The 12,284-nt window shown below is 64.8% G+C and carries 11 protein-coding genes; 2 read left to right on the top strand and 9 right to left on the bottom strand.

Annotation, left to right across the window (positions count from 1 at the left end; genetic code table 11):
- Positions 1-301: 301 nt before the first annotated feature.
- Together dinB and ACX0GZ_RS03180 are read right to left on the bottom strand one after the other, a co-directional pair.
- Positions 302-1,372 carry a DNA polymerase IV gene (gene dinB / locus ACX0GZ_RS03185; protein ID WP_458813254.1) on the bottom strand — a complete coding sequence of 357 codons (1,071 nt, stop codon included), beginning with the start codon at positions 1,370-1,372 and terminating at the stop codon, positions 302-304.
- A 113-nt stretch (positions 1,373-1,485) separates the two neighbouring features.
- Positions 1,486-2,241 carry a competence/damage-inducible protein A gene (locus ACX0GZ_RS03180; RefSeq protein ID WP_458813252.1) on the bottom strand — a complete coding sequence of 252 codons (756 nt, stop codon included), beginning with the start codon at positions 2,239-2,241 and terminating at the stop codon, positions 1,486-1,488.
- 64 nt (positions 2,242-2,305) lie between these two features.
- Here ACX0GZ_RS03180 and map point away from each other — a divergent pair, with 64 nt between their 5' ends.
- Positions 2,306-3,130, top strand: coding sequence for a type I methionyl aminopeptidase (gene map / locus ACX0GZ_RS03175; RefSeq protein ID WP_458813250.1), 825 nt, complete (start codon positions 2,306-2,308; stop codon positions 3,128-3,130).
- Positions 3,131-3,272: 142 nt separating this feature from the next.
- On the top strand, positions 3,273-4,085 hold the full coding sequence (locus ACX0GZ_RS03170; RefSeq protein ID WP_458813248.1) for a metallophosphoesterase family protein: 813 nt from the start codon (positions 3,273-3,275) through the stop codon (positions 4,083-4,085).
- 70 nt (positions 4,086-4,155) lie between these two features.
- On the opposite strand, the gene ACX0GZ_RS03165 is transcribed toward ACX0GZ_RS03170, so the two are convergent.
- The 7 genes from ACX0GZ_RS03165 to ACX0GZ_RS03135 form a co-directional block, all read right to left on the bottom strand.
- Positions 4,156-4,905 (bottom strand): class I SAM-dependent methyltransferase, encoded by a 750-nt coding sequence (locus ACX0GZ_RS03165; protein WP_458813246.1) that lies wholly within the window; start codon positions 4,903-4,905, stop codon positions 4,156-4,158.
- Between the two features lie 101 nt (positions 4,906-5,006).
- Positions 5,007-8,456: an autotransporter domain-containing protein gene (locus tag ACX0GZ_RS03160; protein ID WP_458813244.1), complete on the bottom strand. Its 3,450-nt coding sequence runs from the start codon at positions 8,454-8,456 to the stop codon at positions 5,007-5,009.
- Between the two features lie 240 nt (positions 8,457-8,696).
- Entirely contained in the window at positions 8,697-9,254 is a 558-nt protein-coding gene (gene rpsI, locus ACX0GZ_RS03155; protein WP_458813242.1) for a 30S ribosomal protein S9, read from the bottom strand.
- Positions 9,254-9,733, bottom strand: coding sequence for a 50S ribosomal protein L13 (rplM, locus tag ACX0GZ_RS03150; RefSeq protein WP_458813240.1), 480 nt, complete (start codon positions 9,731-9,733; stop codon positions 9,254-9,256). The genes rpsI and rplM overlap by 1 nt, the downstream gene beginning before the upstream one ends.
- 130 nt (positions 9,734-9,863) lie before the next feature.
- Positions 9,864-10,661 (bottom strand): hypothetical protein, encoded by a 798-nt coding sequence (locus ACX0GZ_RS03145; RefSeq protein WP_458813238.1) that lies wholly within the window; start codon positions 10,659-10,661, stop codon positions 9,864-9,866.
- Entirely contained in the window at positions 10,654-10,971 is a 318-nt protein-coding gene (cutA, locus tag ACX0GZ_RS03140; protein ID WP_458813236.1) for a divalent-cation tolerance protein CutA, read from the bottom strand. The genes ACX0GZ_RS03145 and cutA overlap by 8 nt, the downstream gene beginning before the upstream one ends.
- Positions 10,968-12,035, bottom strand: a complete 1,068-nt coding sequence (locus ACX0GZ_RS03135) for a COX15/CtaA family protein (RefSeq protein WP_458813234.1) — start codon at positions 12,033-12,035, stop codon at positions 10,968-10,970. Before ACX0GZ_RS03135 ends, cutA begins: the two co-directional genes overlap by 4 nt.
- Between the last annotated feature and the right edge of the window lie 249 nt (positions 12,036-12,284).

Below are 12,284 nucleotides of genomic sequence, written 5' to 3'. Positions count from 1 at the left end.
ATCGGCCCAGTTTCTGACGCTTCGTTTCGTAGACAAAGAAAATGAAGAGATGCTCGCGTGACACACTTAGGTTGGACATCTTGACCTTCCCACACGCCGGGATACAGAAGGCTTTGCGGTATTTAAAAACTTAGGTTTTCTGGGCATTTTAACAGCTACTAAAAGTGGAGCGGAATCCCGCTACCCGCTCCAGCCGCGATCCAGGATTTAGCGACCCTAAATCGCGACCAGGTCGCGGTCGGCCGGCGGGGCAAGGCCCCGACCGACGACGCGGCTTCGCCGCGGCGCACCCCCGTCGCCCTCAAGCCTCAATCAAATCCAGCAGACTATTCTCCCGCACCCCCATCGGTACGAGGCTACTGAGCGTCACGCCCACCAGACGCACCGGCATTTCCAGCGGGTAAAGCGTCGCCACCAACGCCAGCGCAATATCGTGCAGTTCCCCGCGCGACGTGACCGGATCGACGAGCGTGCGGCTGCGTGTGACGATGCGGAAATCGCGGTATTTGGCCTTCACCGTCACCGTGCGCCCGCTGGTCTGCTTGTCTTCGCACCAGTCCCAGACGTCGTCGGCCATGCGGAGCAGGGGTTCCTCGACCGCCTCCGGGGTCGCGGCATCGTCGAACAAGGTGGTCTCCGAGCCTGAGGATTTGCGCACGCGGTCGGCGCGGACCTGCCGGTCGTCCTCCCCGCGCGCAATGCGGTAATACCAGTTGCCCGCCTTGCCGAACCGCGCTTGCAGAAAGGCGAGGTCGTGGGTCTTGAGGTCCGCGCCGGTGAAGATGCCGAGACGGTTCATCTTTTCCGCCGTCCGGGGGCCGACGCCGTGGAAGCGCTCGACCGGGAGGGTCGCCACGAATGCCTCGCCGCGTCCCGGCGGGATGACGCATTGGCCGTTCGGCTTGTTCTGGTCGGAGGCGAGTTTCGCCAGAAACTTGTTGTACGAAATCCCCGCCGATGCGGTGAGCCCGGTATCGGCAAGAATGCGCGCGCGGATTTCCTCTGCGGTGGCGGTTGCGCTTTCGAGCCCGCGCCGGTTTTCGGTCACGTCGAGATAGGCTTCGTCGAGGCTCAGCGGTTCGACATGCTCGGTATAATCGAGAAAGATGTCGCGGATCTGGCGCGAGACGTCGCGATATACGTCGAACCGCGATTTGACGAAGATCAGATCGGGACAGCGCCGCCGCGCGGTGACCGACGGCATGGCCGACCGCACCCCGAATTTGCGCGCTTCATAACTGGCGGCCGCGACGACCCCGCGCGCACTCGACCCGCCGACCGCCACTGGTTTGCCCCGAATATCGGGATTGTCGCGCTGTTCGACCGACGCGAAGAAGGCGTCCATATCGACATGGATGATCTTGCGGGTCATGGCGGCGCGGTTATGCCGCGTAGTGAGACAAGGCGCAATGTTCCGGTTAAGTTCTCATCATCGCGTGACCCCGGAATGAGTCCGCGTGACGGGAGGGGTGCGGCAGGGCGGCGTTAAATCCCGCCCCGCGTTACCGCCCGACCATCCGCTTCCAGCCGCGCAACCAGGTCGGTTACACACGCATCGACCACCGTGCGATCGGTCGCACGCACCACGAAATTCGCCCCGACGCGGCCTTCGCGGAAGAAGGGGTAGCTGCCGATCGACACGCCCTCGTGCACGCGTTCGACCTGTCGCAGCGTATCGGCGATCTCGCTTTCGGCGACCCAACTTCCGATCGTCTCCGACAGCACGGGCAACCCGCCCTCCAGCGTGCCGGTCAGGGCGTCGAGCATCCCGGCGGTGATGTGCGGCACGCCGGCCATGATGAATAGGTTCTCGATTCGAATCCCCGGTGCGCCCGACATGCGGTTGGGGATGAGTTCCGCCCCTTCCGGTACGCGCGCCATCCGTAACCGCGCGTCGGTCAGGCCGCCGCGAGTCTCGTAATAGGCCTCCAGCGTCGCGCGGGCGGCTTCGTGAATGACGACCGGAACGCCCAGCGCGGCGGCGATCGCGTCCACCGTGATGTCATCGTGCGTCGGGCCGATGCCGCCGGTGGTGAAGCAGTAATCATTGGAAGAGCGCAGCGCGTTGACCGCCTCGACGATTGCGGCCTGCGTATCGCCGACCACACGGGCTTCCGCCAGCCTTATGCCCTGGACGTTCAACCAGCTGGCAAGCTGCGCGATATTCTTGTCCTGGGTTCGCCCCGACAGGATTTCATCGCCGATGACGACCAGCCCGGCGGTCCAGATGCGCGTGTTCATGGTCCCCCACTAGCCCAAGCGCGCACCCTCGCAAAGTGGCGGAAAAGCGATTATATGCGCGGCCATGACCGACTATGTGCTTGCCGCCGACACGCCCCTCCACCGCACGGGCGCGATCCGCCTTCACGGCCCCGAAGGCTTTGAGGGGATGCGCCGCGCCGGGCGGCTGGCCGCCAATATCCTCGACGCGCTGGTCCCGCATGTCGTCCCCGGCGTGACGACGGCGGAGCTGGACGATTTCGTGCGGACGCGGATGCTGGAGGGCGGGGCGGTGCCCGCGACGCTGGGCTATCGCGGCTATACGCACAGCTGCTGTATTTCGATCAACCATGTCGTCTGCCACGGCATTCCGGGCGACCGCGTGCTGAAGGACGGCGATATCGTCAACATCGACGTGACGCCGCAGCTCGATGGGTGGCACGGCGATACCAGCCGCATGTATCTGGTCGGCGACGTGTCCTTGAAGGCGCGGCGGCTGGTCGAGGTGACGTACGAATCGCTGATGCTGGGAATCGAACAGGCGCGGCCCGGCAATCATCTGGGCGACGTGGCTAACGCGATCCAGCGTCACGCGGAGAAGCACCGTTACGGCGTCGTTCGCGATTTCTGCGGGCATGGCCTGGGCCAGCTGTTCCACGACGCGCCCGAGGTCGTCCACGCCGGGCGCCCCGGCACCGGCCCCGAACTGCGGCCCGGCATGTTCTTCACCATCGAACCGATGATCAACATCGGGCGCGCCGACGTTAAGGTGCTCGACGATGGCTGGACGGCGGTGACGCGCGACCGATCGCTGTCGGCGCAGTTCGAACATTCGATCGGCATCACCGAGGACGGGTGCGAGATCTTCACCGAGAGCCCGATGGGCAGGCACGCACCGCCTTACGCCTGAGAAAGTCGATTTCCGCCACCCGTTTAGTGCGAGCGAAGTCGAGAAACGCAATTCTGGGCGCTTTCCAACGCGTTTCTCGACGTCGCTCGAAACGAACGGGAATTTTGGAGGCACCGAAGCTCCGCTTGCGCGTTGGCCTTTGATGGCAACTGAAAACAGCAGCGACATCGACCTCACCAGCCGCCAGGCCGCACGCGCGCCGTGGGACCATCTCGGCCCCGATGCGACGCGGTTGTTCCACGTCAGCGACATCCATTTCGGTGCCGAGGATCGCGAGGCGCTCGACTGGTTCGCGGGATTGGTGCGCGACGAACAACCCGATGCACTGATCTTCACCGGCGACATCACGATGCGCGCGCGCGGTCATGAGTTCGCGGCGGCCAGTGAGTGGTTCGAGCAGTTCGACATGCCGGTGACGGTCGAGGTCGGCAATCACGACCTGCCTTATCACAACCCGCTGCTGCGCTTCTTCGCGCCCTATCGGCGCTATCACCGGCTGGAACGGCTGATCGAAAAACCGCTGGAAATCCAGGGTATTTCGATCGTGCCGCTCAAAACCACCGCGCGGTTCCAGTGGCGGCTCGACTGGTCGAAAGGCTATATCAGCGAGGAAGGCGTGGGGCGCGTCGTCAATCGCGTCAACCGAGCGCCCGACGACCACCTGATCTTCGTCGCCGCGCATCATCCGCTATTGCCGGTCGAGGGCGCGGAAGGAAAGGGTGATACCCGGCGCGGCCCCGAAACGCTCGACGCGCTGGCCAAGGCAGGCGCGCATGCGGTGCTCTCGGGCCATGTCCACGACCCGTTCGACGAGGTGCACCGCGCGCATGGGCGCGAGGTTCGCCTGATCGGGGCCGGGACACTCTCCGAACGCACGCGCGAGACTCAGCCGTCCTTCAACGAAATCCGCGTCGCGAACGGCAAGTTCGAGACGATGGCGCGGTATTTGGGGTAGGATGCGTTGCACCACCATCACCGTGACCCCGGAACAAGTCCGGGGTGACGAAAGGATAATGACAGGCGCCTCAGCGCAATTTCGTGCCGATCAGCGTGCCCTTGGTCCCGGCATGGCGCAGTTCGAACTCGAAATTCGGCCAGCGATCGCGCCAGCGCTTGGCGATCACCCGCTCGCCCGGACGGGCTGCGTCGTCGAGCATTACCGTGCCGCCGACCGAAATCCGGTCGAACAACACTTCCGCCGATCCGCGGACGAACGGGTGGATCGTCCAGGGCGGGCCGTCGATCAGCAATAGGTCGATCGTGTCGGGCAGATGTTTCAGATCATACCATGCCCCCGGCCAGTCGAGCTTGGCGCGCGCGAACGGCGCGGCATGCATATCGGCAACGACCCCGTGCTCGTTCAGCCAGCCGCGCGTGGCGGCGACGAAATCGGGATGCTGGTCGAAACTGGTCAGCCGACCGCCGCCGTTCAGCGCCAGCGCCTTGCCGACGATCAGGCTCGATGCGCCCGATCCCAGCTCGACGACCTGAGCGGGGCGTGCCGCTTCGATGTGATCGACCAGCAGGTGAAGCAGCCCGGTATCGGCCTTCCAACTGCCCAGATTGGGCAGCGCATCGGCGGGCAGGCCCAGCCGCGCCAGCAACGCCGCCTTTGCCGCCTTGGTCCCGCCCGACAGACTTTTTGCCAGCCACGGCCACTGGATCAGCGCCCAAGCGACGACAGTCGCCTTGTCCGCGACCTTGCGCGGGAGATCCTCGGGCCAGGCGCCGGAGTCGGGCAGGGTGAAGAGGCGGGTCTGTTCGCGCGAAGTCATCGTTGGATACGGAGCCGCTCGATAAGAAAAAGGGGACGATCCGCGTGGACCGTCCCCTTCGATTTTGCAACCGCCTTGCGACGGCGCCCCTGTTCGATGCGTCAGAAGCGGACGGTCAGCGTGCCCTTATACGCTTGGTTGCTGACATCCTTGCGTTCGATCGTGGTCTCCGCCTCAACCGCGAAGCTGATGCGGTCGTTGCCGAAGGCGACACCGCCCGACACTTCGGCCCAGTCGCGGTCGGTGCCCGGCAGCGCGATCAGCGCCTGGGGGCCGACCCCGCCACGGAAGTTCGCGCCGAAGAACGCCGGGCGATCCTCGAACTCGTGAACATAGTTGGCGGTGACATAGGGGCGGAACGCGCCGGTCGTGACCTTGGCGGTGGCGCCGACGCGGCTCTGAAGACTGTCGAACGTCCCGAGTTCGTACTGGAGCGCGGGTCCGCCACCGCTTTCCACCGTATCGGTGAACTCGATCCGGCTGGCCCGGACCGAAGCGCGCGGCGTAAGCGCGAAGCTGCCGGTGCCCGCGTCGAACCCGATGCCGACTTCGGACTGGAGCGCGAACGCCCGGTCGGTCGCGCGCAGGTCGAACGACGTCGTCCCGACCGCTACCTGACGGCTGGTGTCGACTTCGAACACACCGGCGGAGACCATCGCATCCAGTTTCAGTCTGCCAAGGGCGGCGGTGCCGTACAGCGTGCCCTGAACCAGCTGGCTCGATGCATTCTGGGTCGGCACAACCGTGTTTCCGTCCAGATCGCTGTAGGTCATCGCGAAGCCGAGCGTGGACATGTCGTCGGGGAATGCTTCGATACCGGCGGCGATGAAATAACCGTCGAAATCGCCCCGACCCGTCGGCGTCGCGGTGGGCAGGCCCACACCCTTGCCGTCGATATAGCCACCCGCGAGATAGACCGCGACGCTGTCGGGCAGCGCACCCTGCTGCACGGCCATGCCGTTGCCGACATCCGACTGGATGTTGGCCGCGAGATTCGACGCGGCGAGCGAAGCCAGTTGCACCGGCTTCCCGTACATCGCGATCGTCCCGCCCGCATTGGCCTGGCCGGTGCCGAGCATGCGGTTGCGGATGAAGCGCGACGTGGTGTCGGTCGCGACGATGCCCTGCATCGCGCCCGCATTCTGCGCGTGCGGTGCGAAGCCTTCGAGCTGCGACCGGATCGTCGCCTGGTTCTGGAGATCCAGTTCGCCGTACAGATCGGCGAAACGGTCATATTGCGACCGGTTTTGGTCGAGAAGCCCGGCAAAGGCCGTCTGGATCGGGGACGAGCGATCGACGACATTGGCATAAAGCCCGGCATCGATTTCCACGCGAACGGCATTCGCCGAATAGAGGAAGCGGGGGCTCAGGATCGCGCTGAACGGAGCGGACGGGGAAAATGCCCCGGTAATTCCGCCTTGGGCCGTCAGGAAAGTAAAGACCTGATTGTCGCGGATACGGAAACCCGACACCGGGGTGAAGTTGACGAAGCCGCCGATATTGGCGGCACCGGCCGACCCGCTTCCGGCATTGACGACGACCCGGTCGGACGCACCATTCGCGCCGAGGTCGATATGCAGGCGGCTGCCCGACGACAGGATGAGGTCGCCATTGAACGTCAGCGTGCCGATCGTGCCCATCGTGCCGGGCGCGATGCTGCCCAGGACGCTGGTGGTGAAGGGCGCATTGACGCGACCGTTGCCGGTCAGCAGGCCCGACAGGATCAGATAGTCGCCGGGGGTCGCCAACGTCCCGTTGTTGACGATCGTGCCGGTGTTCTGGCGGATTTCCATCAGCGAATTGAGCGATCCGTTGCTGGCGATGGTCAGCTGCGACGTGGCGCCCTGGATCGCGAAGCGGTCGATCGTCGTAGCCGAGTTGAGCGTGATGACCCCGGCATTGCGAAGCGTCACGTCATAATAACGACCGATCTGGCCCGTGGTGCGCACGCCATCGACGTTGTTCGGCGTGAAGTTGGTCGCACCAGGCAGGCCGTTGGCGATCGTCGGCGCCGGACGTGCCGTATCGGTATAGCCGGGCGTCGCCTGAGCCGTCTCGACCGGCATCGCCAATCCGTCTTCACCCAGAATATTGAAGACTGCGGGCGCAGCCGCGTCGGCGGGCCGGTTGGGGACGTTGTTGCGGGGCACACCGGTGGCGATGTTCACGCAGTCGTTGACCGGCGGATTGGCCGAGCTGCTCGGCGACTGGAAGCACATTTCGCCGAATTCCGGGCCGTTGCCCGAGACGCCGCCACCGATATGGGTCGGCAATCCGTTCACGAGCTGGCCGTTCGATATGATCTGGTAATTGGGATCAAGCTCGGTCACCCAGGCGGTGCCGTCTTCCCAGTTGCGGTTGCCCGCGACCGCGGTGACGTAGCGATAGGGATTGTTCGCGGCGATCCAGTCCCAATAGAGGAACAGCGGCTGGTAGAAGCTCTGCGTGCCATAGCTGCCACCCGGCTGGCCCGCGAAGAAGGTCGAGCCGCCCGACAGCACGCCGATGACCACCGGCTTCGAGAAGGTGCGATCGAGAATCAGCGGACCGCCCGAGTCGCCGGGGCCGGTCGTCCCTTCACGCGTGAGCGCATTGTCGCGGAATCCGTTGAAGTCGCGCGGATTGGCGCCCGGCGTCCCGCGTGCGGGATCGTCGAAATCGAGGAAATAAAGCGGTTGCGGACGCGATACCGCGCCGGGCGAGCCGAACAGGAAGCTGTTGCGCGTGTCGAACGACACCAGTGCGCCGAGCATGTTTTCGGCAGCACGGCGACGGAAACCGCCGGTGGTTGAGGATCCGGTGGTACCGGTGCCGGTGGACCCATAGCCGGTGATGTTGACGTGATAGCCGGTGCCGTTCACCGGATCGATGCTGCCCGGCGTCGGCAGCGGCGAGAACAGCAACGCCCAGGTCGGAATCCCGCGTGCGGGCGTGTCGAGCACGGCGGTCGCGACGTCAGCCTCCAGGAAGCACGATGTGGGCGTGGTGCACGAGCTGGCGGCACGCGAGCGCGGATCGTAGAAGATCTGGCTGATGTTGTAGAAAGCCTGGGCGGTATTGGTCTGAAAACGGCCTGTCTGGTCGGCGCCCGATCCCAGAAGCCAGCGGACCAGCTCGTCGACCTGTCCCGGCGCGTTGGCGCGGGTATTGGTCTCAAAGCCGATGCCAGCGCCAACCCCGCCCGAGGCCGCACCATAGGCGGTCGCGTCGCGGGTGTTCACGCAGTGCGCGGCGAAGATGACGGTACGCGGGTTGATGAGCGTGCCGGTGCAGGTGCCGATGAAACCGCCCCCGCTGTCGGTGATGACCTGACCGACGCCGGTGATGTTGTTCGGATCGAGCGCGTCGTTGGGCGTGAAATTGTTGTTGATGACGATATGCGGCGTCTCGACCGATCCGATTGGGGGAGTACGTGGCGTTTCCACCGACGAAACCGGAGCGCCTTCATGTGGTGATTCGACCGAACCGGTCGGTCCATAAGGGCCAACCTGTTGAGCGGTGGCCGAGGGGGCCAGCCCCAGCGTGGCGGCGGCGCAGCCTGCCAAGAGCAACGAACGAACGCGCGAACCGCGCGATACCGACGCAATCATGCATATCCCCCTGATAAGACTTGGCCAATCGACCAATTCCGCAACGCTATGTCGCCATTTTGTAACCGACAAGCGAAATAAAAGTAACGGAAACGAAATAATCAGGCGGGGCGGAGGGGCGATCTGGTGTGTGCTGCGCGCACGAAAAAGGGCGGCCCGCCAGCGGACCGCCCTTTTTGCGTTTCAATAAGTCGAAAAAGCTTAGCGCTTCGAGAACTGGAAGCTGCGGCGGGCCTTGGCCTTGCCATACTTCTTGCGCTCGACTGCGCGGCTGTCGCGAGTCAGGAAGCCTGCGGCCTTCACCGGAGCGCGAAGCGCCGGTTCGTAGCGGGTGATCGCCTGCGCGATGCCGTGCTTGACCGCGCCGGCCTGGCCCGAAAGGCCGCCGCCCTTGACGGTGCAGACGACGTCATACTGACCGTCGCGATCGGCGACGCCGAACACCTGGCTGATGACGAGGCGCAGCGTCGGACGTGCGAAATACACTTCCTGGTCGCGGCCGTTGACGGTGATCTTGCCGCTGCCGGGCTTCAGCCAGACGCGGGCGACCGCGTCCTTACGACGACCGGTGGCATAGGCGCGGCCCTGCTTGTCGATGATCTGCTCGCGCAAAGGCATCGTCGGGGTGGCGGGCTGAACCGGGGCTGCTTCAACGGTCGAGTCAGTTGCCGTGGTGGTTGCTGCGGGGGCAGGCGTCGCGGCCTGTTCGCCCTTGGCGATCGCGCCCAGATCGGAGAGGGATTGGCGGTTGTCGGACATTATGCGCCCACCTTGTTCTTGCGGTTCATGCCCGCGATATCGAGGACTTCCGGGTTCTGGGCGGCGTGCGGATGTTCGCTGCCCTTGGAGATGCGCAGGTTGCGCATCTGCTGACGGCCGAGCGGACCGCGCGGGATCATGCGCTCGACTGCCTTTTCGAGGATACGCTCGGGGAAACGACCGTCGAGGATCTTGTCCGCAGTCACTTCCTTCAGGCCGCCGGCGTAGCCGGTGTGCTTGTAATAGACCTTGTCGGTGCGCTTCTTGCCGGTGAAGCGAACCTTGTCGGCGTTGATGACGACGACATTGTCGCCGCAATCGACGTGCGGGGTGAAGCTGGTCTTGTGCTTGCCGCGCAGGACATTGGCGATGATCGACGCCGCGCGACCGACCACCAGGCCTTCGGCATCGACGATATGCCACTTCTTTTCCACTTCGTGCGGCTTGGCCGACTTGGTGGTCTTCATGAGCGCCTTCATGGGCTTTGGACCTTATTAGAGCGAGAGAAACGCGAACGCGCCGCCCGAACGGACAGCGCGATTGAGTGGCCAAATGCCGATGAGCTGCCGGAAAGTCAAGCGTGACGGGCGATTGTTGACGGGTATCCAGTTACCGGTCTGTTTTTGGGACGAGCGACAGCCGGGTCGTCACCACCTGTTCGACGGCGCCGATGCGGGTGCGCGTTACCTCGGTCGAGGCGGTCAGCAGGCCGGTGGCCGCATCGAGCGTGAGGCGCGTGTCGCGATCGCGATTTACGGTTTCGGCGGCTTGCCCAAGCGCTGCGCGGTGCGCGCCGCTGACCATCCGGCGCAGTTCGACGCCGCCATCGGCGACGTGCGACAGGCTTTCGGTTCCGCTGAGCATCGCCCCCGTGGCGAACGGCGCGCGGCCCGGCTGCGATACGGGACGCAGGCGATAGGGTGACTGCGTGGCGAGATCGGGCAGGATGACCGGCTCGAGCATCGACCACAGCATCGCACGCTGCTGTGCGGGCGGCGCGGACCGCAGCATCGCCAGCGCGCGCTGCGCCCCCTGGGGCGTGTTCGTGGTTGCCATTCCGCCTGCGAACGCCGCCCAATGGCCGTCCAGGCCGGGGATGGACGCCAGCCGCCCCTGGGGATCGAGCCGATAGAGGATCGTGCGATTTTTCAGTCCGGCCAGGCCGCGCTCGAACCCGCCGCCATCGGGATCGCCGTCGATTCCGGTCAGCGTCAGATCGGCGAACAGGCCATCGGCATCGCGGCCGAACCGCAGCGCCCGCTCGACCCGATAGCGTCGCTCGCCCGCGGGATCAGTGCGCCGCTGTTCGGTCACATAGGTGAACGTCCGGTCGAGCGGTGGATTGAAGAGCGCGGCCGGAACGGTTGCGGTCTGGACGATTGCGCTGGCGACGATCAGGTCAAGCACCCGTTTCGGCATCCACCCATTGTGCCAGGGCGGGCGAGACGGCGGCGGGCCACATCTCGATTGCGGGCAGGTCGTAGCTGTGGAGGTCGGCGATCATGTCGGCCAGTCGTTGCGCCAGCGCGACGCTGGTCTTGAAAAGGATCGGCACCTCGGATGCGCGTTCGACCCTGTCGTCCCAGCGATAGACCGAGCGGCAAGGCGCTTCGATGGTCGCGCAGGCCGCGAGCCGGTCGCGGACGGCGATTTCCGCGATCCGTTCGGCTTCGGCCTGATTGGCGCAGGTAACGCGGACCAGGGCGATGTCGGTCACGCCGTCGCTTCGCGAAGGACGGGGGACACTGCGGGCGTCGTTCCCAACCGGTGCGCGCCCCAAGTCGTCGCGCCGACCAGCAGCGCGCCGACCACCTGATGCAGCACCGCCAGCGTGATATCGACGCCAGACATGACGGTTGCGATGCCCAGCAGAATCTGAATGCCGAGCAGCGCGTGGATCGCGATCGAGGTCGATCGCTCGCCGCTCTTCTTTACCCGGATCGCGAGCATTACCAGCGCGGCGAACGCGACCCAGGCCCACCAGCGATGAATCCAGTGGAGGACATAAGGATCGTTGACGATCGCATCCCAGAAGCTGCGCATCGCAAATTCATCTGCGGGGAAGAAGCGGTCGTTCATCAGCGGCCATTGGTTGGTGACCAGCCCGGCGTTGAGCCCGGCCACGAACGCGCCGAACAGCAACTGGACGAACAATACGGCGCCGACCGCCAGCGTGAAGGGCGTTATTCGCGCGCGGGGCGCGGCGGGATTGCGGGCGAGATTGAGCATGTCGCGCGCGGTCCAGAGCAGGCTCGCGAGCACGAACAAGGCGAGCAGCAAATGCGCGGCAAGCCGGAAATGGCTGACATCGGTGCGCTCGACCAGCCCCGATGCGACCATCCACCATCCGACCACGCCCTGAAGGCCACCAAGCGCCAGCAGGCCGACGAGGCGCGGTTTGAAGCCCGACGGGATCATGCCCTTTACCCAGAACCAGGCAAGCGGAAGCGCAAAGGCGAGCCCGATGAACCGTGCGATGACGCGGTGGAGATATTCCCAGAAAAAGATGAACTTGAATTCGTCGAGGCTCATGCCCCGATTGATCTGCTGATATTCCGGGATCTGGCGGTATTTCTCGAACTCGATCAGCCACTGTGCTTCGCTGAGCGGCGGCAGCACGCCCGACACCGGCTTCCATTCGGTGATCGACAGGCCCGATTCGGTCAGCCTGGTGATGCCGCCGACGGCGACGATCGCGACGACCAGAGCGGCGACGAAAAACAGCCAGTTGGCAATGGCGCGCGGGGCGCCGATCCGGGCGCGGGGTTCGACCTGGTCCATGAGGACGATCCTATGCGCGATGGCCCTGCCGGGTTCAAGCGGTGGCGGCGGAGTGAAGGGCACGGAATCGCCTGTCTTGCCGTCATTGCGGGCGTAGCGAAGCAATCCAGGACCGCAAGCCCATCACTGGATTGCTTCGATACGCTCGCAATGACGGATTATCTTTTCCGGTGGCGCAATAGTCGTCGCGCCATTGTCGACCACTCGCCCGAATTTTTCGTTCATGTGATATTGTAACCTGACAGGATC

The sequence above is a fragment of the Sphingomonas aestuarii genome, assembly GCF_054457155.1.
This window is presented reverse-complemented; position numbering and strand designations above follow the sequence as displayed.